Origin of the sequence: Haloferax sp. Atlit-12N (genome assembly GCF_003383095.1) — an archaeon.
Taxonomy (GTDB): Archaea; Halobacteriota; Halobacteria; order Halobacteriales; family Haloferacaceae; genus Haloferax.
Genome location: NZ_PSYW01000004.1, coordinates 176,474 through 197,469, shown reverse-complemented (window position 1 = coordinate 197,469; position 20,996 = coordinate 176,474). Strand labels below are relative to the sequence as shown.

Annotated in this window: 15 protein-coding genes; 6 read left to right on the top strand and 9 right to left on the bottom strand. The window is 65.3% G+C overall.

The window, feature by feature from the left end; genetic code table 11:
• Positions 1–8: 8 nt before the first annotated feature.
• The 3 genes from C5B90_RS17285 to C5B90_RS17275 all read right to left on the bottom strand — a co-directional run bounded on the left by C5B90_RS17285 (position 9) and on the right by C5B90_RS17275 (position 2,045).
• Positions 9–437 (bottom strand): type II toxin-antitoxin system VapC family toxin, encoded by a 429-nt coding sequence (locus C5B90_RS17285; RefSeq protein ID WP_115883200.1) that lies wholly within the window; start codon positions 435–437, stop codon positions 9–11.
• Positions 434–709, bottom strand: coding sequence for a hypothetical protein (locus C5B90_RS17280; RefSeq protein ID WP_199517539.1), 276 nt, complete (start codon positions 707–709; stop codon positions 434–436). The genes C5B90_RS17285 and C5B90_RS17280 overlap by 4 nt, the downstream gene beginning before the upstream one ends.
• A gap of 73 nt (positions 710–782) precedes the next feature.
• Complete coding sequence (locus C5B90_RS17275; RefSeq protein WP_394337551.1) at positions 783–2,045, bottom strand: hypothetical protein; 1,263 nt, start codon at positions 2,043–2,045, stop codon at positions 783–785.
• 565 nt (positions 2,046–2,610) lie between these two features.
• Here C5B90_RS17275 and C5B90_RS17270 point away from each other — a divergent pair.
• The 3 genes from C5B90_RS17270 to C5B90_RS17255 all read left to right on the top strand — a co-directional run bounded on the left by C5B90_RS17270 (position 2,611) and on the right by C5B90_RS17255 (position 6,457).
• On the top strand, positions 2,611–3,867 hold the full coding sequence (locus C5B90_RS17270; protein ID WP_115883198.1) for a polysaccharide deacetylase family protein: 1,257 nt from the start codon (positions 2,611–2,613) through the stop codon (positions 3,865–3,867).
• A gap of 321 nt (positions 3,868–4,188) precedes the next feature.
• Positions 4,189–5,337: a glycosyltransferase family 2 protein gene (locus C5B90_RS17260; protein ID WP_115883196.1), complete on the top strand. Its 1,149-nt coding sequence runs from the start codon at positions 4,189–4,191 to the stop codon at positions 5,335–5,337.
• A gap of 73 nt (positions 5,338–5,410) precedes the next feature.
• Positions 5,411–6,457 (top strand): DUF1616 domain-containing protein, encoded by a 1,047-nt coding sequence (locus C5B90_RS17255; protein ID WP_115883195.1) that lies wholly within the window; start codon positions 5,411–5,413, stop codon positions 6,455–6,457.
• Between the two features lie 192 nt (positions 6,458–6,649).
• Here the strand turns inward: C5B90_RS17255 and C5B90_RS17250 are convergent, their stop codons facing one another.
• Together C5B90_RS17250 and C5B90_RS17245 are read right to left on the bottom strand one after the other, a co-directional pair.
• A complete protein-coding gene (locus tag C5B90_RS17250) occupies positions 6,650–9,400 on the bottom strand; it encodes a hypothetical protein (protein ID WP_115883194.1) in 2,751 nt (916 codons plus the stop codon).
• A 455-nt stretch (positions 9,401–9,855) separates the two neighbouring features.
• Positions 9,856–11,376, bottom strand: a complete 1,521-nt coding sequence (locus tag C5B90_RS17245) for a lipopolysaccharide biosynthesis protein (RefSeq protein ID WP_115883193.1) — start codon at positions 11,374–11,376, stop codon at positions 9,856–9,858.
• A gap of 451 nt (positions 11,377–11,827) precedes the next feature.
• Between C5B90_RS17245 and C5B90_RS17240 the strand changes: the two genes are divergently transcribed.
• Entirely contained in the window at positions 11,828–12,154 is a 327-nt protein-coding gene (locus C5B90_RS17240) for a NifU family protein (protein ID WP_115883192.1), read from the top strand.
• A 215-nt stretch (positions 12,155–12,369) separates the two neighbouring features.
• Here the strand turns inward: C5B90_RS17240 and C5B90_RS17235 are convergent, their stop codons facing one another.
• On the bottom strand, positions 12,370–14,172 hold the full coding sequence (locus tag C5B90_RS17235) for a hypothetical protein (protein ID WP_115883191.1): 1,803 nt from the start codon (positions 14,170–14,172) through the stop codon (positions 12,370–12,372).
• Positions 14,173–14,474: 302 nt separating this feature from the next.
• Here C5B90_RS17235 and C5B90_RS17230 point away from each other — a divergent pair, with 302 nt between their 5' ends.
• Entirely contained in the window at positions 14,475–16,325 is a 1,851-nt protein-coding gene (locus tag C5B90_RS17230; RefSeq protein ID WP_115883190.1) for an asparagine synthase-related protein, read from the top strand.
• Positions 16,326–16,453: 128 nt separating this feature from the next.
• Here C5B90_RS17230 and C5B90_RS17225 read toward each other — a convergent pair whose 3' ends face one another.
• The 3 genes from C5B90_RS17225 to C5B90_RS17215 all read right to left on the bottom strand — a co-directional run bounded on the left by C5B90_RS17225 (position 16,454) and on the right by C5B90_RS17215 (position 19,843).
• Entirely contained in the window at positions 16,454–17,368 is a 915-nt protein-coding gene (locus C5B90_RS17225) for a DUF106 domain-containing protein (protein ID WP_115883189.1), read from the bottom strand.
• A 118-nt stretch (positions 17,369–17,486) separates the two neighbouring features.
• Positions 17,487–18,545: a glycosyltransferase family 4 protein gene (locus C5B90_RS17220; protein WP_115883188.1), complete on the bottom strand. Its 1,059-nt coding sequence runs from the start codon at positions 18,543–18,545 to the stop codon at positions 17,487–17,489.
• Between the two features lie 218 nt (positions 18,546–18,763).
• On the bottom strand, positions 18,764–19,843 hold the full coding sequence (locus C5B90_RS17215) for a DUF354 domain-containing protein (protein ID WP_115883187.1): 1,080 nt from the start codon (positions 19,841–19,843) through the stop codon (positions 18,764–18,766).
• Between the two features lie 391 nt (positions 19,844–20,234).
• On the opposite strand from C5B90_RS17215, the gene C5B90_RS17210 reads away from it, so the two are divergent.
• Positions 20,235–20,822: a metal-dependent hydrolase gene (locus C5B90_RS17210; RefSeq protein ID WP_115883186.1), complete on the top strand. Its 588-nt coding sequence runs from the start codon at positions 20,235–20,237 to the stop codon at positions 20,820–20,822.
• The last annotated feature ends 174 nt before the right edge of the window (positions 20,823–20,996 follow it).

The window sequence follows — 20,996 nt, the reverse complement described above, 5'->3', positions numbered from 1 at the left end:
AGACACCCCTAGTGTCCCGGTTCGATGCGGTCGAGGAGGCCATCGAAAGCCGTGTCGAAACTCAACACGGCGTCGATGCCACGCGACTCACACAGCGAGACGATGGTCGCATCGGTGAAGCTGAGGTCGTGGTCCTCGTATCGACGGAGCGTCTCCAGCGACGCCCGGACATCGTCCGGTTCGACGTGAGTCATCTCGAACACGTTCGGGAACGGTTCCTCGCCGAGAACCCGACTGGCGACGGTGTCCGCCGCCTCGAACGAACCCGTTCGAGCGCGCGTGAGCGTGACCGTCTCGTCGAGAACGTAGTCGTTCGTGTACGGCTGTCCGAACTCCCCGTCGAACAGGTCGTCGAACGCGCTGACGGCTTGGTCGTGCCGGTCGGCATCCGTATCGTGGTGCGCGAAGAACACGCCGGTGTCGACGAAGACGCTCATCCGTACAGCACGTCGTCGATGTCTTCTTCGGTCGTCGTGACGCCAGACGAGACCATCCCGTCGTGGAACTGCTCGCGCTCGGACTCCGACAGCGGGACACGCTCCTCGCGGAACGAGTCGATGAGGTCAGCCTTGGACTCGACGGCGTTCTCGACGAGCCGTGCCAAGACTTCCTGCTGCGTCACTCGCTTCCCGGTCTTCAGCCGAATCTCGGCCTGTAACCGTTCGAGACGAGATTTCGTGTCGTCGTCCATCTTCACCGACGTGGCCATGTTTGCTGGTAGAATATGCTACTGGGTGAGATTTGCTACCATTCTGACTGGAGGAATACGGGCCGACGCCCGCTCACTCGTCGCGGAACGCGCAGGTCGCGGTGTAGGACACGTTATCGAGCAGGAGTTCGACGCCGCGGGTCCGCGTCGGCGGGCCGCTGACGTTGATGCTGGATGACTCGACGGCGCAGTTCGACGCGCGGTTGACGAGCACGCCGCCGACCCGGCCGTTCGGCAGGTGGATACAGCTATCGACGATGCGGGAGCCGTTTCGGTTCTCGTCGACGACGACCGCAGAGCCGTAGGGCTGACTCTCGCACGCCCCCGAGATGGTGACGTTGTCGAGGACCATCCCCCACGGTTCCCGCGCGATGTCGGTGTCGACCGGTCCCGCGTAGATGGTCTGGACGCCCGTGTCGTTGACGATGCGGCAGTTGCGCAGGGTGAAGCCGCCGTGGCTCCCGTACGTCGGAGCGGTGATGATGCCCGGTGAGGACGGACTCGACCGGAAGATGAAATCGCAGTCCTCGATGAGAACACCCGTGTAGCCGTGGCCCGTCGAGTCGATGCGGAGCCCTTCGGGGCTGTCGAGTCTGTCCCCCTCGCGGGCGTGTTCGTTGAGGTTGTCGGCGTCGACGATGACTGTCGCGCCCTTAATCCACGAACTCTTGGTCGGATGGTCGCCCGCGGAGATGCGCATGTTGGTGTTGTCGTTGTTCTTGAACAGCCCGCCCTCGACGCGGAGGACGCCGCGGGTGTGGGTCGCGCGGAACGACGACGACCCGCGCTGTTCGATGTGGCAGTCTATCATCCTGACCTCGCCGACCGACCGTTCGGTGATGCGAATCCCGGCGACGCCGTTCGGGTAGCCGGGGAGCGCCGCGCCCTCGCGCATGTAGACGCGACGGATGACGTTGACGCCCTCCACCGAAGTACAGTCGAAGAGGAGCAGTTGGTCGCGCGCGTGGCTGTCCGTGGGGGTACGGCCGAGCCACTCGACGTCCTCGATGAGCGCGCCGTCGTCGTTGGCGAGCCAGATATCGGCGCTCGTGGTGTCGTCGTCGGTCTGCTGGACGGAGAAGTTCTTCAGGACGTGGTGGTCCCCGCTCGTGATTCGGAACATCCGGAACCGCTCGCCGGGGTCCGCCGGCGGGAAGACGAACTGCACGTCTTTGTGCGAGTCGCCGAGGCCGACGAGTTGGAAGTTCGAGACGCCGCGGTCCCAGTCGTGCTCGCGGGTGATGAGGTAGTCACCGGGCGGGAACTCGACGGCCGTGTCGTCGCCGTACGCCCCGTCGAGAATGTCGTCGACCGGTTCTTGACCCGTTGGGTCCATCCCGAGGTCCTCGACCGCGTTGAAGACGGTGATGTCGGGTTCGGGCGTGGGCGTCTCCTCGGTCGTCGGCGTCTCCGTCGGCGTCTCCTCGTCCGGCATGTTACAGCCGGCGAGCGCGGCACCGACGCCGACCGCGCCGAGCGTCTTCAGGTAGGTTCTACGCTTCACCGGCGGGGGACCTCCGTGCGTTCGGGGCGTCCCCGGTGACTGTCGAGTATCCGTCGAGCGTCGGAATCGAGTCGTCTCGAAGGGCGAGACGAGAGTTGGAGAGAGAGGGACCGACGTCGGTTGCACATGTTTCCCGTCAGTTGGACCGGGAAGGTGATTGGTAAACGGTGTGTAACCGCGGGTTGCGAGGCGAAAGCCGCGAAATCGAGGCGGGTCGGCGGCGGCGAAATGGAGTGAGAGACTATTCGAAACGACGAGTCAAAATCGGAGACATTCGCGGTTCCCGACGCCGTCAGTCCGTGGCTACGGAAATTACGAGTCGCATTACTATCCACTCGTGGCGACAGTTGTCTATATGAATCTGTCACGGCGTTCATATCTCGGACTGAGCGCCGCCATGCTCAGCGGCTGTGTTGCGAGGGGCGGTGAATCGGCCGGTACTCCCGAGGCGACCGCGACGAGCGAGCCGCCGGTCCCGACTCCGCGGTTCAGATACGACGACCCGAGCGTCGACGCGGCGGGCGACCCGCTGGCGGTCGCGTTCAACAGCCGAGAGCGGTTCAGAGACGTCGGATGGCTCGTCGACGACTTCGAGGACGAGCGTCTCTGGGGGACGATTGCGGGGCGGTACGCCGTCGAAGAGGACGTCGTCTACTCCGGGTCGCAGTCGCTCCGCCTCGAAGCGACGCCGGACGACGAGCGGGTGTGGATTTACCGGACGTTCGAGGACGGTATCGACCTCTCTGACGCCGACCTCTCGCTGGCCGTCAACCTCGAAACGCCCGACACCGAGGGTATCACGGTTCGCCTCGCCGCGCCCGACTACGACAACACGCTGCTTCTCGGTCGGCACATCTGGAAGGCCGGCTGGCAGCGTCTCGACCTCGGGCCGCAGCGCGTCACCGGGTCACCGGACCTGACGAACGTCACCGAGATAAGTATCCAGATGTACACCGGCGGCGGTACTGCGGCGCGGTTCTACGTCGACTCGCTCCGGGCCAAACCGCGGGCCGGCGCGGGGTCTGTGATGATAACGTTCGACGACAACACCCGGAGCCAGTACGACACAGCGTATCCGATACTGGAGTCCCACGGCTTCCCCGGCGTCGTCGGCGTCATCCCGTGGACCGTCGGGTCGAGCCACCGCATCCCCCGGTCGGGGATGGACGAGATGGTCGAATCCGGCTGGGACATGGTGAGCCACCCCCAGCAGTCGGACTCGTTCCGCGTCCTCTCGCCGGCCGACCAGCGCGCGAGCATCAGGGAGTCGAAGGCGTGGCTCGTCGAAAACGGGTTCGAACGCGGGGCCGACTTCATCATCTGGCCGTACGGCCGGTACAACGAGTCGGCGCTCGACATCGCGAGCGACTACCACTACCTCGGGTTCGTGACGGTCGGGGGTCCGACCGGTGCGGTATCCGACCCGCAAATCGTCGGCCGGACCGACGGCGACGACGTGCAGAAAGCGAAGAAGGCGCTCGACTTCGCCGCCCAGTACAACCAGCTCGCGGTGCTTATGTACCACGACGTGACCGGGAGGGGACGCTCCGTCAGCCCGGGGGCGTTCGCCGAGACGATGGACTACGTCGACGAACTCGGGCTGGACGTGGTCACCGCGTCGAGCTACTGGGAGTCGGTTCGAGACACCGTCTGACGCGTTCCCCGCCCGACGTGCCGACCCAAATACGCCGAAATGCTGATTTTTCTGACAGTCTCGTCGAACGTGACATGAGTGCTGATAGTCACGCGTTCGTGGCGGTTAGACACCCGCATTAACCGTCCTAAACGCCTGAAATTCGGGTTTACATACGTGTTGATGACGACTAACAAAGACCCGAACGGCCCAATCACCGGGTCGAAGTATCGATGTTCCTACGCACTCTCCAACTCGATTCGCCGCCGCGGGACGACACGCCCGACGACGGCGGACCGGTCGACGCGCGGCGTTCAACAACGGGGTCGCACGCGAGGGTCGATGTACCGCGGTAACGCCGTCGGCGTCGTCGTGCCCGCGTACAACGAGGCGCGGTTCGTCGGCGGCGTCGTCGACACCCTCCCCGCGTTCGTCGACCGCGCGTACGTCGTCGACGACCGCTCAACCGACGGCACGTGGGAGATGATTCAGCGGCACGCGGCGCGCGCGAACGAGCGAGCGGCCGAACCGGTCGTCGCCGCGGCCGACGGTGGCACGTCGCTCGACGGACGCGTCGTCCCGATTCGACACCCGGTCAACCGCGGGCGCGGCGCGGCCGTCAAGACCGGCTACGAACGCGCTCTCGCCGACGGGATGGACATCGTCGTCGTGATGGACGGCGACGGACAGATGGACCCGGACATCATGCCCGCCATCATCGACCCCGTCGTCGACGGAGACGCCGACTACACCGTCGGCGACCGACTCGCCGCGCGCGACACCCGCCGGGGAATGCCGCCGTGGCGGCTGTTCGGCAACCTCCTGTTGTCCGGGCTGACGCGCATCGCCAGCGGCTACTGGCACATCCGCGACCCGCAGAACGGCTACACGGCCATCTCGGCCGACGCGCTCTCGGAGTTAGATTTCGACCGGCTGTACGACCAGTACGGCTTCCTGAACGACCTGCTCGTGCACCTGAACGTCGCGGAAAAACGCGTCGCGACCGTGCCGATGCACGCGCGTTACGGCGACGAGGAAAGCGGCATCAGGTACTCGACGTTCGTCCCCGGACTGTCGTTCCTCCTGCTCAGGGACTTCCTCTGGCGACTCCGCGTTCGATACCTCGACGGCGGCGTCCATCCGGTTGCGGTCCTCTACGCGCTCGGCGTGATGAGCGTCCTCGCCGGCGTGCTCCGACTGGTCGGTGGGGTCGTGTCGAAGTCGAAGGACCGACCGGGTCGGCAGTCTCTCACCGGACTCCTCGTCGGCTTCGGGTCGCTCGGCGGCGCGATGGTCCTCGACAGCCGCGAGAACGAACGGTTGCGAGTCGAGGCGGAGCCGTCCACGTCGTTCGAGCGGGGTCCGTCGAACGGGGCACAGCCGTCGTCCCGCGTCGACGGTGCCGACGAGAGCGACGAGAGCGACGAGAGAAGCGAGAAAGAGTTCGACAGAGTCTCAGACGGCCGCGAAATAGTAGGGGGAGGAAGTTAGTCACCTCGTACCGCCGAAAACCGTGGGGTGAGGCGCTCAATAACAACAGCCTAGTCGCGTCATCTAGCCGGTAATGGGGTCTACATCACACAGCAAAGGACGGTTAAACCAGGCACTCGACGAACTCTCGTTGGACGTGCCCACTTCTCTCCTCGTCGTCGTCTCGAGTAGCCTCGTCGCGGTTCTCGACGTCGTTCCGACCGTCCAAGCCCTTGTCGGACTCCCAGTACTGCTGTTTCTTCCAGGTTACGCGCTGTTGCTCGCACTGTTTCCCGCCGGGTCGTCGGGCAACCCGACCGAGGGGCCGTCATTCGGCCGATTCGAGTGGCAGCCGGACCTCAGCCTCACGGAGCGATTTGCGCTCGCTTTCGGGATGAGCGTCGCGCTCTTGCCGGTGGTCGGACTGGCGCTCCTCTGGGCTGGCGTCGGACTGAACGCCGCGCCTGTCCTGCTCTCGCTGTCGGCAATCATCGTCGGCGGCCTCGCCGTCGGCGAAGTGCGGCGGCGGCGACTCCCCGAGGAAGAGCGCTTCCACGTCCCGATTCGGCGCTGGTACGCCGACGTGACCCGGTCGTTCGACCAGTCCTCGCGGGTCGACTCGCTCCTGAACGTCGCGCTCGCGTTCGCCATCCTCTTGGCCGTCGCGAGCCTGAGCTACGCGCTCGTCGCACCGGGGACGGGCGAGTCGTATTCGAGCCTGTCGCTTCTCACGCAGGACGCCGGCGGCGAGTTCGTCGCCGCCGACTACCCCGAGGAACTGACGGTGGGCGAGCAGACCGAACTGTTCGTCTCCATCGAGAACGCCGAGGGCGAGGCGACGAGCTACACGCTCGTGGCCGAACTCCAGCGCGTCGAGCGGACGAACGGCGAGACGACGGTTGTCGAGCGACAGGTGCTCGGGTCGCGGACGGAGACCGTCGCGGACGGCGAGACGTGGCGGACCCGCCACACGTTCGCCCCGGCGCTGACCGGCGAAGACCTCCGGCTCACCTACTTCCTGTACGAGGGCGACGCGCCGGCGGAACCGAGTACCGACACGGCGTACCGCTCGGCGTACGTCTGGGTTACCGTGACCGAGGAACCGACCGACGGCGCGGACGCCGGCGACGACGCGGCGTAACTCGCGCTCGCGCGGCCGCCGCTCCGTCCTGAACGTGGTCACCGCTCAGCTGTCGGGTGGAAAATCGAAAAAAACCGCGTCGAAATACGAACATGGGTGCCTCAGTTGTCTGCGGCGTCACCGCGTGAGCGGTGCGCCGCGTGCTGTGCTGTCGTGCCGTTTTCCTGCCGTCGTCCGCTGTCCGCTGTCGGCTCAGCCGTCGTTGTCTTCGAACGTCAGCGCCGCGTCGCCGGTCAGGTTCATCTTCCTGATGTCACCCGAGAACCGGAAGGCGTCGACGTTGTCCGTGACGGAGCCTTTCACCTTGCCGTTGGTGACGCTGTCGTCGCTCTCGATCGGCCCGACGAGCGGGTCGTTCAGGATGTCGCCGGAGACCATGAATTCGTACGTCGTCTCCGTGCCGTCGCCATCGACGACGAGGGTGTTCGGCAGGGAGAACACGGCGGGGTCGACCCGCGTGCCGTTGACGTAGACCTCGGCCTCGCCCTGGAGGAACGACAGCGACGTAATCGTGCCCGTGAAGGTGAACGTGTCCTCAGCGCCCTCGGTGGTCACCCAACCCGTCGCGGAGCTTTCGGACACGTCGTCCCACTGCTCGATGGTGTCGCCCGAGGCTTCGAGCGTGCCGCTGACGGTGACTTCGTACTGCGTCTCGGCGCCGGTGCCGACGAGGCGCAGTTCGTTCTGGCTGTCGGTGGAGTCAGTCGTGGAGTCGTCGGTCGAATCCGTCGAACCGTCCGTGTTCGAATCGGTGGAGTCGTCCGTCGTCGCGTCCGTGACCGTGCTCTCGGTTACCTGCTCGCCGTCGACGTAAATCTCGGCCTCGCCCTCGACGAAGCTGAAGGAGGTGACGCTCCCCGCGAAGTTGAACGTGTCCTCGACGCCCGCGGTCGTAATCCAGCCGCTAGCGGAGGTGCCGTCGATGGTGTCCCACGTCTCGACGGTGTCGCCCGAGGCTTCGAGCGCGTCGCTGACGGTGAACTCGTACTGGGTCTGCGTGCCCGTACCGACGAGGCGCAGTTCGTGCGAGAGGTCGGTGGAGTCGGTCGTGGAGTCCGTCGTAGAGTCGTCCGTCGAATCGGTGGAGCCGTCGGTCGACGAATCCGTCGTGGCGTCCGTGACTGTACTCTCCGTCACCTGCTCGCCGTTGACGTAAATCTCACACTCGCCTTCGAGGAACGAGAACGAGTCGATGTCGCCGGAGAACGTGTACGCGTCCTCGACGCCGTCGGTCGTAATCCAGCCGGTCGCGGTGCCGCCGGAGATGTCGTCCCACTCCTCGATGGTGTCGCCCGACGCCTGCAGCGAGTCCGTCACCGTGAACTCGTACTGGGTCGTCGTGCCCGTGCCGACGAGGCGAATCTCGTTCGGGAGGGGCTCGGTCGTGGAGTCGGTCGTCGAATCCGTGGAATCGGTCGTCGAATCCGTCGAGTCGTCCGTGGTCGACGAGTCGTCGCTAGTGCTCCCGTCGGCGCTCGGGAGCGGACAGGTGTCGCTGCTCGTGATGTTGCTCGTGTCCACGTCGGCCCCACTGAACACCGTCGCCTGCCCGGTGACGTTGATGTTCGAGTCCAGAATCTCACAGTTCGTGGCGTCGTTGACGAGGACGCCGTCCACGTCGCCGTTCGGGAAGTGGATACAGCTGTTCTGGACGGTCGAGCCGTTGCGGTCGTTGTCGATGCAGACCGCCGCGCCGGCGGGCTGGGACCGCGTGCTACCCGTGATAGAGACGTTTTCGAGGTTCACGCCCCACGGCTTGTCCGCGGTGTCGGTGTCGACGGAGTCGGCGTGAATCGTCTGGACCGACGTGTCGTTCTGGATGCGGCAGTTACGCAGGGTGAAGCCGCCGTGGCCGGCCCACGTCGGCGACGAGACGATGCCGCGCGAGGTGGGGCAAGACTTGAAGATGAAGTCACAGTCCTCGATGAGGACGCCGGCGTAGCCGTTGCCGGTGGAGTCGATGCGGAGGCCCTCGGGACTGTCGAGGCTGTCGCCGTCGCGGGCGTGCTCGTTGAGGTTGTCCGCGTCCATGATGACGGTCGCGCCCTTGATCCACGAGGTCTTGGAGGGGTGGTCGCCCGCGGAGATGCGCATGTTGGTGTTGTCGTTGTTCTTGAACAGCCCGCCCTCGACGCGGAGGACGCCGCGGGTGTGGGTCGCGCGGAACGACGACGACCCGCGCTGTTCGATGTGGCAGTCGACGAGGCGAATCTCGCCGACGGAGCCACCCTGCACGCGGATACCCGCGACGCCGTCGGGGTAGCCCGGAAGCTCGGCACCCTCGCGCATGTAGACGCGGCGGGCGACGTTGACGCCGTCGACGGAGGAACAGTCGTACGCGAGGAGCTGGCGGCGAGCGTTATTGTCGGTGGGCGTGCGGCCGAGCCACTCGACGTCCTCGATGAGGCCGCCGTCGTCGTTTATCATCCAGATGTCCGCCGTGGTGGTGTCGTCGTCGGTCTGCTGGATGGAGAAGTTCTTCAGGACGTGGTGGTCCCCGCTCGTGATTTCGAGGAACCGGTACTTCTCGCCGTTGTTGCCCGACGGGAAGACGAACTGCACGTCCTTGTGGGAACTGCCGGTACCGACCATCCCGAAGCGGGAGACGCCGTCGTTCCAGTACTGCGTCTCGGTGGCGAGATACTCACCCGGAGGGAATTCGATGAGCGTCCCGCTTTCGTACGCGGAATCGAGTTGGTTGTCTATCGGTTCGTTTCCGTTGGGGTCCATTCCAAGGTCGTCCACCGCGTTGACGACGCGGTCCCACTGGATACCGAAGCGCTCCTCTGGTCCAGACGCAGCCGACGCGACGCCGGCAGAGAGGGCAGTCGATGCGGCCATCGCACCGAGTTTGAGGTAGTTCCGCCTGTTGAGTTGCGATTCGAGGATGGAGTCTGAATCCGCCGCAGATTCGTCGTCATCTCCATCGGTTAGTCGTGCCATACCCGAGGAAAGCCCTCGTTAAGGTGATAATCATTATTGCGAGGTATAATCGGGTTAGCTACGGTTACGTGCCGGTTTGCTTCGGATAGAAGCCAATTAGTTACCAGTTGCATATCAAAGACACACCTTATATTCTCTCAGAATAGTATCAACTAAATATGGATATGGGGGCAGTTTGCGCCCGTAAAACAACCGCTTAATGGAGACTATACGGGTCAAACCGGTATCCCATGTCGGGTCAACGGTAGCCCGTGAAACGTCTCAGCTCGTCTGATAATCAATCTATGAACTGGTAATTACGCTCCCACCGAACCTTGCGAGGGCGTTCGTTTCACCGCACCCACATTTTCTGACGGGGTTCTGATAGGTTTGATTCACGTCGAAGGTTCAGCTAGCAATGAGAGTCAGTCGAATCGACCACTCGTCGGGGCCGTCGAGTCGGCCGAACGCCGCCCTCATTTGGACATCACGGAGACGAGTTCCCGGAGGTTCTGTTTGACCCGCCAGTCGAAGAGCGTCATGAGCGACGCGGCGCTGACGGCGTAGGCGACGACGCCGATAGCGACGAGGAGCGCGAACTCGACGAGCGGCGACCCGACGCGGTTCTGCGCCGCGAGGACCGCAAGCGCCATCGCGCCGCTGGCAGCGACGGGGTACGAGAGCTCTCGGAGGAACCGGCGGTAAGTCGTGCCGAGCGTTCGTTTCATTTCGCGCGCGTAGAGCGGGACCATCGGGAACGCGAGGATGCCCGTGACCGCGAGGGCGGTCCCTTCGATGCCGTAGGCGCTCGTCGCGGGGATGATAGCTATCGCGAGCAGGGCGACGCGGAGGAAGCCAAGTTTGGTCTGCACGTCGGGGCGGCCGACGGCGCGCCAGACGGGGTTGAACGTCGCGAAGAGCGTCCGAAAGAGCCCGTAGGCGACGAGAATCTGCATGGCGAGCACCATCGGGAGCCAGTCCTCGCCGAGGAACGCGCCGACGAAGGCGGGCGCGACGAGGTAGATGCCGACCGACATGGGCAAGGCGACGAACGCCGTGAGCCGGAAGGTGCTGAAGAACGCCTCGCGGAGGGCGCGCTGGTCCTCCTGAAGCTTCGAGTAGGTCGAGAACATCACGCTGGAGACGACGACGGCGATTTCGGTCGCCGGCGCGTTGGAGATGCGGTAGGCGAGCTGGTAGTAACCGAGCGAGGTCGCCGTCAGGAGCCAGCCGACGACCGCGTCGTCGCCCTGTCCGTAGAGGAACTCGACGATGGACGACCCCGTGACCCACTTCCCGTAGCCGATGAGTTCGGCGGCGTACGCGCGGTTCAACGCGGGGCGCGGGCGGTACGGGTGCAGGAAGTAGGTCACGACCGAACGGACGCTCGCGTCGGCGAGGTAGCCGAAGATGAGCGCCCAGACCGTCGGGCTGACCGCGGCGTAACCGAGCGCGACGACGACGTAGGCCGTCGTGCCGCTGACCCGGTAGGCGAACTCCTTGTGGAACGCGAGGTCCTTCTTGAAGTAGACCATCGCGGGATTCCGCAGCGCGAGGAAAATCGGGACCAGGGCGATGGCGCGGATGAGGTCCCGCGCGGCGGGCTCGCCGAACAGCGAGGCGAGCGACGGGGCCGCGAAGTAGAGAATCGAACTCATCAGCAGGCCGCGGAGGAGTTCGAGCGTGAACGTCGTGTTCAGGTACTCGTCCACGTCGTCGTCGACGCGCTGGATGAGCGCGGCGTCGATTCCGAGGTTCGTCAGGCTCAGCAGCGCCGAGATTGTGAGGAGCGCGATACCCATCAGCCCGATAGCCTCGGGGCCGAGCAACCGCGCGAGGACGACGAACATGACGACCTTCAGCACCCGGTCGAGGACGTTCATCGCCGAGACCCACATCCCGCTTTTCACCGTCCGCTCTGCGAGGTCGCTGTCGTCGTCGCCGGGAACGAACCGGCGGCGAATCGTCCGGACGACCGAGCGAATCTTATCTCTCATCGAACGCACCTCGGGGGTCGCCGCTTCGGCGGTGACCCGGCGTATTCACGAACGGTAACACTCGGCTACACATCGGCTCACGAGCCGATTAATTATTGACTCGCTACTGGATTCCGGCGGGGTCGCGGTTCCCGCGGCCGCGAGAATTAGGCGCTGTTTGACGGAGGAGGAAACGAGCGGTCAAGCGGTGGAAGGCGACGAGCGGCGAGACCGAGTCAGCGGTCCAAAGCCGTGTGGCAACTTTCCGCACACGACGATGAGCGCGAAGAATATTCGTGCCGACACGGAATTTGAAAATCGCGGTGTTTTAGGGTGCTCGAAAAGTGATAGGAAACCTATCACGGGATGTTCGTGTGGCCTAAAAATAGCCATACAAGCCCTGAATCGCCTGAATTTAGGCACCCCTAATAGCCCAGATTTATTACAAATGGGCACGTAGCGACGAACGCCTATGAGCGCACAATCACTCGAACGGCAGACCCGAAGCTACCTGAGCAACAACGTCCCGCAGATTCAGGAACACGGCGGGCACTTCGAAATCGAGGACGTGAACGACGAGACCGGCGAGGTCACCATCGCCATCGGCGGCGCGTGCTCCGGATGCGGCATCGCGCCGATGACGATGAAGGCCATCAAGCAGCGCATCGCCGACGAAGTCGACGACGTCTCCGAGGTGACCGTGCGGCAGGCCAGCGGTCCGCGAGCAGCCGTGATGCCGTCGAAGACCGACGAGATGGAACAGATGGAAGAGTACGAGGACTACAACCCGCCGTTCTGAGCCGGTGAGTCGTCGACTTCCCTCCCCGTTTTTCTGACCCGCGGCCCGGAGGAGACCACGACGCGACCGCGACGCACTCGAATCGAGAGATGCGTCTCCGGTTCGAAGTGGACGTAGGACCAAGCGAGAGAGACAGCGGCAGCACCGGCGAACTCCACGGGAGCGACGGGACCGGCCCGGTGTCGGCGTGAAACGAGAAATCGGACTCCGTGCTACTACCCGGACACGTAGTAGAGGTCGGCCGCGCCGTTCGCCATGACGCGGTTCACGTTGGGCTGGTTCTGGACGGCCGTGAGATTCGCCGCGGAGTACCGGAGTTCGCGGTACGCGACCACCTCGCGGTCGTAATCGGTCTTCGAGACCATCAGATACCGCGGGCCGTCGTAGTAGCTCGGCAGGTCGGTGAGCGCCTCGTCGGGCGTCGTGAAGCCGAGCGCCGGCGTAGTTCGCTCGGGCAGTGCCTCGGCGAAGCGGTCGGGGTTCCCGCGGATACCCACGTATCGGATGTCCTCGTCGGACATCTCGAACGCGGTGTCGTACGCCCCCATCTGCTGGGCGGGGACGTGGTTCGAGGGGAGGTAGATGTACGGCGACGGGAACATCACCATGAGCGTGAGCCCGATGACGAGCGCCGTCGCGACGGGCGTGCCGGCCTTGACCGCCCGTCCGTACTTCGACCAGTAGCTCGTTCCCGCGAGCCACTCGAACGCGTAGAACAGCCCGACGCTTCCGACAACGGTCGCGAGAATCATCGCGAAGCCGACGTGGCGGAAGAAGAAGTTCGTCTCCGAGATGACGCCGAGGAGGTGCGCAAAGAAGTACGGCACCAACACGACGAGGCTGAACGTCAGCGTCCGCAGGATGGTCCGGCCCTGAGCCGACAGCTGCGGGAGCCGCCCGAACAGGACGCCGAGGAAGACGCCGAAGGTTATCAGGGCGTACACCGCGTTCACGAGGAACAGCTTCACGAACACGTCGAAGATGCCGCCGCCGACGGCGGTGACGGAACCGGTGCGCTGAGAGATGGCCGAGCCGGCCTCGGAACTCCCCGAGAGGATTCCGAGCACGCCCTCGACGAACAGGCCGCCGGTGGAAAAGCCGACCGTGTACTGCGTCAGCCAGTAGACGAACGCCCCGGCGAAGACGAGCGTCAGGCCGTACACCGGTCGCTGTTCGGCGACGGCGTCCGGGGTCCGCCAGCGCTGGACGAGCTGGATGCCCGCGGCGACGACGAACAGCACGAGGTAGTTGACGGCGACCTGCAGGTGGTACGACACCAGCGCGACCGTCCCGATGGCGAACAGGAGCGAGACGGGCGTGACGTGGCCGCGCCACCGACTCTCGACGGCGTCGGTTCCGGAGAACTGGTGCTTGAAGAAGAGGTACAGAAGCACCAGTCCGAGGAACGACGCCAGCGAGTAGGGGAAGAACATGAGCTTGAACCCGTTGAGGTTCACCGGCAGGAACAACAGCGCCGAGAACACGGCGATGAGGACCGCCCGGCGGTCGGGGACGACGAGCGAGACGAGAAGCGGGACGAACACGAGGTAGACGACCGAGACGAAAAACACCACCAGCATCATCGCGGTGGTGATTTCGACGCCGAGGGCGGCGCTGAACAGCCCCGCGGAGACGTGGCCGCTCGGGTAGACGATTTCGAGCGGCGTCAGTGTCTCCGAGGCGAGCGACTTCGCCCAGCCGAGGTGCGTCAACGAGTCGTTGAACCCGTAGAAGTAGTACTCCCGGACGAGCGGAAGGGCTGAGACCGCGGCTATCGCGAGGGCTGCCAGACTCACGCCACCGGCCGCGAACCGACTGTTCGGGGCGCGAACGACCACGACCAACGCGGTCAGCACCGCCACCGCCACGCCGACCCAGAAGACCGCCGGGGTCGACTGGTAAATTGAAACCTCGTACGCGCGCGCCGGCGACGCGCGAGCGACGAGAATACCGACGGCTAGCGCGAGAAATCCGACGAGGAGGAGTGTTCTCGTGAGCCGCGAATCGCGTTGCTTCATCCCGTGAGAGAAGGCGAGTAGCGTAGTTTGTTATTGAGAATGTAATCGGTGTCGGCGGACGGTATGGGCGTTCTTCCCCGCGTCTCGGGAGGTCAGTAACCGAAGAGTCGGGCGCCAAGGGGCCGTTCGGCACAGCGACCCGTTCGAATCTCGGTTTCGGTCGGTTCGACGACGCTCGACGCCGCCGCGCGGCCGTATAGGTGCGTGATAACAAAACCCGACGCACGCGGATATCGGGCAACGATGTTACTCACAGTAGTCACGCCACAGACCGCCGAGCGAACCGGACGCGAGGGTCTTCGATGACCGGCTTCGTCGGCGGCGCGCTCGACGCGGCGGCGCTCGACGCCTGCGCGGCCGAACTCCACCACGAAGACTGGTACGAGTCGGCGACGCGTTCGACCGGCCGCTTCGGCGTCTCGGTGCTCCACCACGGCGCGAGAGACCCCAAGGGCTGTACCGTCTGGGAGGACGGCTCGCGCGTGGGAGCGATATACGGCGCGGTGACGAACCTCGACGAACTCGACCTCGACGCCGATGGGCTGTTCGACCGACTGTTCGAGGACCCGCACGCGCTCCTCCCCGAACTCGATGGCTCGTTCCTCGTCGTCGGCGTCGACGGCGACGACGAGCGCGTCGTGCTCGCCAGCGACAAACTCGGGACGCGACAGTGTTTCTACGTCGCGGGCGAGCCGTTCGCCTTCGGGACCGAGGTCGGCGCGCTGACGACCCTCCTCGACGACCCGCAGGTCGACGAGCGCGCTATCAGCGACCTGCTCATGATCGGGCACGTCTGGGGCGACAAGACGCTCGTGCAGGGCGTGAAGTTCCTCCCCTCGGGGTCCGTCCTCGACTACCGGGCCGACGCCGGCCCCGAAATCGAGGCGTACTGGCACCACACGTTCGAACAGAGCGCCGACGACTCCTATCTCGACGACCTCACCGAGGCCTATCAGGACGTCATCGCCGACATGGGCGACACGATAGACGGCGATATCGGCCTGTGGCTCTCCGGCGGCCTCGACAGTCGCTCGATGGCGGGCGAACTCAGCCGCTACCACGACCTCACGACCTACACCTACGACTCGAACCCCGCGAACGGGAGCAACCTCGAACTCGCCGCAAAGGTCTCCAAGGTGCTCGGCCTCGAAAACAGGCGCGTGCCCGTCGAGTCGAACGCGCTCGTCGACTCGCTCGACACGTCGGTCCAGCTGACGAGCGGGATGGTCGGCCTCTCGACGTTCGTCAACCTCGCGAACGTGTTCAACATCGAGGACATGCCCGACGTGCTCATCGAGGGCTGCGGGCAGGGTGGAATGATGGGCGACGGCATCGGCCGGGCCGCCGTCGAGGGGAGCAAGTCCCCCGAAGCAGCGCTATACCGCGCGAAACACCGCATCGACGTTGACGACGCCCGCCGGCTCCTCCGGACCGAGTTCGACCCGATGACGACCTACCGCGAGGAGGTTCGCAAGAGCGACCAGCCGGACCTCTACAGCACCGCGATGGACTGCTACTACCGCAACTACTTCCCACGGTGCGACTTCGCCAGCAACCCCATCGCCGAGAGTCAGGCCGGCACGCGGGTCCCCTTCAGCGACACCGAGTTCCTCCGCGCCGTGACGCGGATGCCGCTGTCGCACCGCGTCGGCTCGATTCCGTTCACCAACGGGAAGATTCCCGCGGGGACGGCCTACCCGAAGGTCGAACTGGTCCGCCGCCTCGACAGCCGACTCGCGGACATCCCCTACGAGCGGACGAAGGTCCCGCCGGCGCGCCCGATGTGGCAACACGCCGCCGGCTTCGTCGTCGGCACCTCCGTCGACCGCATCCGCGAGCGTCTCGTCGGCGACGTGCACACCTACGGCGGCCGCTCGACCATCGGCGACTGGTACCGGACGAACCGCGCGCTCCGCGAGCGCATCGACGACCTGCTCGACTCCGCCTGCGAGCGCCCGTACTTCGACGCCGACGAGATTCGTCGCCTCCAGCGCGAGGAACTCACGGGCGAGGCCGAGCACATGAGCGCCATCTCCGGCATCATCACCGGCGAACTCTGGGTCCGCAAGTACATCGACCGCGAAGGCCGCGGCGTCGGTGAGGGTGCCGCGAGCGCGACAGAAGCCGAAGACGCGCCGCAACCGGCCGACTGAGGCCGGACGAGCCACTCAGTACGCGTTGCAGCTTTCTTTTTTCGGTCGGACTATCGGTTACACGGAGCGCGTCAGAACGCTAGGAGACGGACGACGCGACGCGTGCTGGGGACCACCGACCGCGTTCCTCAGGCGGGGTTTTGGGCGGTGTTCTGGTCGAACAGCCGGCTAGCTGTTCGCTTGACGAACAGGTTGGAGGCGAGTGAACTCACGAAGTACCACACCATCCAAACTTGCATCGGTCCGACTAACCGCGCGCTCCAGATGATGCGGTCGGCTATCGGAATCACCGGCGCGGCCGTGACGATGGCTCCTGCGGGGTTCATCACGAACCAGGACAGCCAGAGGAAGACGGGCACCGTGATGAGCATCGACCACACGATCGGCCGGAGGTTGTTTTTCATCGTCCCGAGTTGGTCCCGCATCAGCTCCTGCTGACGCTCGGTGAGACGTTCCACGGCGGCGTCGTCACCGCGCTGCTTCGCGGTGCTGAGCTTCTCTCGAATCCGTTGCATCTGCTCTCTCTGTGCGTCCATTCCGTCCTCGTCGAGGAACCGGCGACGAAAGCCCGTCGAGACGAGCGCAACCGCCGTCGCGAGAACGACGACGAGCAGCGGGAACGGGAGCACCCCGGCGAGCGGCCCGAGGACGAGGTCCATCGGACCGACAATCGCCGCTTTAATGGCTGGCACCTGATAGCCGGCCACGAGGGTGATTGCGCCCGCTCCGGCGAGTTTGTCGACCGGTCTCCACGCCGATTCGTCAGTCGTCGGAGCGGGCTGAGCGGTCGCGGCGCCGACCTCGATACCCGCGTCGGCGAGTGCGTCCCGAACGGCCGGCGGGTCGTCGACGACGAACACGTCGTCGGCGGGCACGAGCACGCCAGTCCTGAGCAGCCGACCCCACGTCTCAGCGTCGACAGCATCGCTCACAGCGTCGTACGTGACAGTTCCATCGCCGCGCTCCGCGTGCGCGAGGACGCTCGCGAGCGCCCGACCACCGATGTCGTCCCGCACCAGCGATTCGAGTGCAGTGTCGTCCATCCAGTAATTGTAGATTGGCTAACATTAAAAGGCTGACTCCGTTGACGACCGCCGAAGCGAACATCGAGAAGAGCGCGTCTCCGCGGGGTTTCGGAGAAAAGAGAGACTGGCCCCGACGCTACGCCGCCTCGGCGTACATCGCCACCAGCTCGTCCGCGTTCGACTGCCACGAGTAGCGCTCCTCGATGACCGCACGGTTCGTCTGCCCCATGCGGACTGCCTCCTCGGGGTTGGAGACGAGTCGCGCGAGCGCCCGGGCCAGCTCCTCGGCGTCGCCGGGCGCGACGAGAATCCCGCGGTCGTCGGTGATGACCTCGGGGATGCTCCCGACCGGCGTGGTCACGATGGCGTTGCCGCCGGCCATGCCTTCGAGCATGGCGATGGGAAGCCCCTCCGCGTAGGTCGGGAGGACGAACACCGTCCCGCGGCTGATGAGGTCGCGTTTGTCTTCCTCGGAGAGGAAGCCGAGGTACGAGACGTTGTCGTGGGCGGCGGCGACCGCCTCGGCGCGGTCGGCGTGGGGGCCGCGGCCGCCGATGCTCACCTCGAAGTCGAGACCGGGCGTGGATTCGAGTATCTCGACGGCGTCGAGGAACTCGCGGATGCCCTTGCGCTCGATGAGGTTCGAGACGAAGACGAGATGAACGGGGTCGGTCGGGTACGTCGGGTCGTACTCCGCAGGTTCGACGGCGTTGGCCATGACGTGGACTTTCTCCTCGCCAGCGAGTCGGGAGACGAGGCCGCGCCAGTACTCCGAGAGGACGACCACGTCGTCGACTGCGTCGAAGACGAGCGACTGGAGTCGGCGGACGACCCGCGAGTCGGTGGCGAGGAAGTCGTCGAACGACGAGCCGTGGATGTGGAGGACGACGGGGACGCGCCAGACGTACTTCGAAAACAGGGCGAAGAACGCCGCGCGGTAGAACGAGTAGGTGTGCGACGAGTGGACGTGGACGATGTCCGGGCGTCGCTGGAAGGGAAACATGGCGACCGCAATGAGCGACGAGAGGAGCATCCGCGCGGCGAGTTCGAGCCCCTCGCCCTTCGGCGCGGTGTAGCGCGTGTAGACGCGGACGTCCATCCGGTCTTCGAGGTAGCGACGCTGTTCGGTGATGTATCGGTCGATGCCGCCGGTGCCTTTCGGGCCGACGATGAGGAGTGTTTGCTTGGGCTTCATGGGTTGATTCTGCGGGTCGTGGTCGGAGAGTTTCGAACTCCGACTCCGAGTCGCGGGACGCGTCGAGGCGGGCGCGGGCGCGCGCCGGTCGATACGCGAAAATTGGGCGGTTCGGCGGTTAGTTATGGGTCGATTGACCGTCTTCGGGGGCGGACGGAAGCAGCGGGTGGGGCTTCGATTCCGCCGGCGGCGTGAGGTCAGCTATGGCGCAACGGCGACTACGCCGGGACGGTGTGTCGCGTCAGCGAGTCGACCGTCTCGACGGAGCCGTAGTTCAGCGCCACCTGGACGATGACGTCGGTGAGGTTGACCTTGTCCGCGAGGAACGCGTCGCGCTTGTCGGCCCAGCGGGCCTTCGCACCGTCGTCGGCGAGGAGTTCCTCGGCGCGGGCCATCACGTCGTCGAACGACTTGAGGTTGGAGATGAGCCCCTGCCGTTCGAGTTCGACGAAGTTGCCCATGTCGTCGTCGCCGACGAAGGAGTTCGACCGGATGGCGGGCGTCCCGAGGAGCGCCGCCTCGGTGACCATGGTCTGGGTGTCGGCGACGAGCAGACTCGCCTCCGCGAGTACGTCGTGGACGAGCGCGGGGTGGAAGTCGAACGGGCGGGTGTCGAGGTCGCCGTCGCGGCGCTCCTCGCTCTCGTCGAGGACGAAGACGGTCGCGCGCTTGCCCAGCATCTCGATGAGTTCGCGGCGGCGCTCGGGCGTGAACCCGCCGTGTCCAACGTCGTGGTGCGAGCCGAACGCGTTGAACCGGACGACGACGAACTGCTCGTTGGGGTCGAGACCGAGTTCGGCCCGGATGTCGACCGAGGGCTCGTACACATCGGGGTGGAGGTACGCCGTCTCTTTGAACCCGCGGAACTGGTAGTGGTTGTCCGCGAGGTCCTTCCCGAAGGTGTGGGGCGTCAGAATCGCCTTGGCGAACGGCCGGGAGACGACGTGGTCCAGCGAGGTCGGCTCGGAGTCGAGCAGGAGGACCACGGGCGTCCGCGAGACGGCCCCGGCGTGGGCCGCGTAGCCGCCCATCCCGAAGATGAGGTCGGGCTTGAACCGCCGCACGGCCCGGAAGATGTTGACGTAGTGGGACGGGAGCGACTTGAAAAGCGAGTACTTCGTCGTCCCGCAGGAGCCGTATATCTCGTGCGGGAGGTCGTAGTACTCGAGGAGGTCCTTGGTACAGCCGTAGTCGCGGCCGAGGACGAGCACGTCGTGACCCATCGCCTGAAGCTCTCTGACGGCGTACTTGTAGAGGTGAACGTGCGCGGGCGTGTTGGTGAAGAACAGGTATCGCATACTCTCTGGCAGTTCCACGCGCCCCGCGGGAGTAGTTATACGGCGTCTACCCGCCGCCGCCGCTCGAATCGACGCCGACTTCCGGCCGCGAAAATCGCCACGTGGCAGTTACAGTCGCCATAACAAAACCCGGACGAGCACTCGGGTTCCCTGACCGGGTGCTCGCGCGCCGTTTCGCCTATCGTGTTCGCATCGCCGCGGACGGACGCAGTCCGCACTCGACGCGAACGGAACGTCCTCCAAGCCGACCGCCGACGCGCCCCACAAACCAGATGTCTCAAACGCCTATCCCCACTCTCACCCCGCGACGACGAGCCACCGACACGGCCACGACGACGTGGAACCAGCCGACCGCAACGACGACGAGTCGACCGACTGGGAGTGACCGCTGATGTTCCCGTGGGAACACGCCGCTGTCGGCTACATCCTCGTCTCGCTGTGGGCGCGGGTGACCGGCCGAAAACTCGACGGCTGGGCCGCGCTGGCGGTGCTGTTCGGAACGCAGTTCCCCGACCTCGTCGACAAGCCGCTGGCGTGGTCGTTCGGCATCCTTCCGAGCGGTATCTCAATGGCGCACTCGATTCTCGTCTCGGTGCCAGTCTCGATACTCGTCGTGGTCGTCGCGCGGCGCTACGGAGCGGCGACGGTCGGCGTCGCCTTCGCCCTCGGCTACCTCTCGCACATCCCCGCGGACCTGCTGTACAACGGCTTTTTCTTCGGGAACTACGACATGATTCGGGCGTTCCTCTGGCCGCTGTCCCACGGCAGCGAGTCGTCGATGGGCGGCTTCTTCTCCCAGACGTGGTTCTACCTGCGCCGCTTCGTCGTCTTCCTCGCGCGGCCCGAGGCGTGGGTGCTGGTCGCGTTCGAACTCGCGTTGCTCGGGAGCGCCGTCTGGCTCTGGCTCGGCGACGGCGCGCCCGGCGTGGAGCTTCTCAAGCGCTCCGTGACTGGAATCCGACGCAGCGTTACGAAGTGACTGCGACCGGATTTCGGGCGGCAACCACTCCATAACAAAGCCCTCACCGAGACTGAATTTCGCTAAGGCAGGCAGACTCCCCGCCGACATGATATGAAATTCCAGATTTTCCAGTCGACGCGGCCGACCGCCGAGTCGACACAGACAGTCGATGGAGCGCGACCGACGCGAGGT

What these genes read in the sequence shown, in the direction of transcription:
- C5B90_RS17285 (WP_115883200.1), bottom strand. Translation starts at nt 437, where the DNA reads ATGAGCGTCTTCGTCGACACCGGCGTGTTCTTCGCGCACCACGATACG.
- C5B90_RS17280 (WP_199517539.1), bottom strand. Translation starts at nt 709, where the DNA reads ATGGCCACGTCGGTGAAGATGGACGACGACACGAAATCTCGTCTCGAA.
- C5B90_RS17275 (WP_394337551.1), bottom strand. Translation starts at nt 2,045, where the DNA reads ATGGACCCAACGGGTCAAGAACCGGTCGACGACATTCTCGACGGGGCG.
- C5B90_RS17270 (WP_115883198.1), top strand. Translation starts at nt 2,611, where the DNA reads ATGCTCAGCGGCTGTGTTGCGAGGGGCGGTGAATCGGCCGGTACTCCC.
- C5B90_RS17260 (WP_115883196.1), top strand. Translation starts at nt 4,189, where the DNA reads ATGTACCGCGGTAACGCCGTCGGCGTCGTCGTGCCCGCGTACAACGAG.
- C5B90_RS17255 (WP_115883195.1), top strand. Translation starts at nt 5,411, where the DNA reads ATGGGGTCTACATCACACAGCAAAGGACGGTTAAACCAGGCACTCGAC.
- C5B90_RS17250 (WP_115883194.1), bottom strand. Translation starts at nt 9,400, where the DNA reads ATGGCACGACTAACCGATGGAGATGACGACGAATCTGCGGCGGATTCA.
- C5B90_RS17245 (WP_115883193.1), bottom strand. Translation starts at nt 11,376, where the DNA reads ATGAGAGATAAGATTCGCTCGGTCGTCCGGACGATTCGCCGCCGGTTC.
- C5B90_RS17240 (WP_115883192.1), top strand. Translation starts at nt 11,828, where the DNA reads ATGAGCGCACAATCACTCGAACGGCAGACCCGAAGCTACCTGAGCAAC.
- C5B90_RS17235 (WP_115883191.1), bottom strand. Translation starts at nt 14,172, where the DNA reads ATGAAGCAACGCGATTCGCGGCTCACGAGAACACTCCTCCTCGTCGGA.
- C5B90_RS17230 (WP_115883190.1), top strand. Translation starts at nt 14,475, where the DNA reads ATGACCGGCTTCGTCGGCGGCGCGCTCGACGCGGCGGCGCTCGACGCC.
- C5B90_RS17225 (WP_115883189.1), bottom strand. Translation starts at nt 17,368, where the DNA reads ATGGACGACACTGCACTCGAATCGCTGGTGCGGGACGACATCGGTGGT.
- C5B90_RS17220 (WP_115883188.1), bottom strand. Translation starts at nt 18,545, where the DNA reads ATGAAGCCCAAGCAAACACTCCTCATCGTCGGCCCGAAAGGCACCGGC.
- C5B90_RS17215 (WP_115883187.1), bottom strand. Translation starts at nt 19,843, where the DNA reads ATGCGATACCTGTTCTTCACCAACACGCCCGCGCACGTTCACCTCTAC.
- C5B90_RS17210 (WP_115883186.1), top strand. Translation starts at nt 20,235, where the DNA reads ATGTTCCCGTGGGAACACGCCGCTGTCGGCTACATCCTCGTCTCGCTG.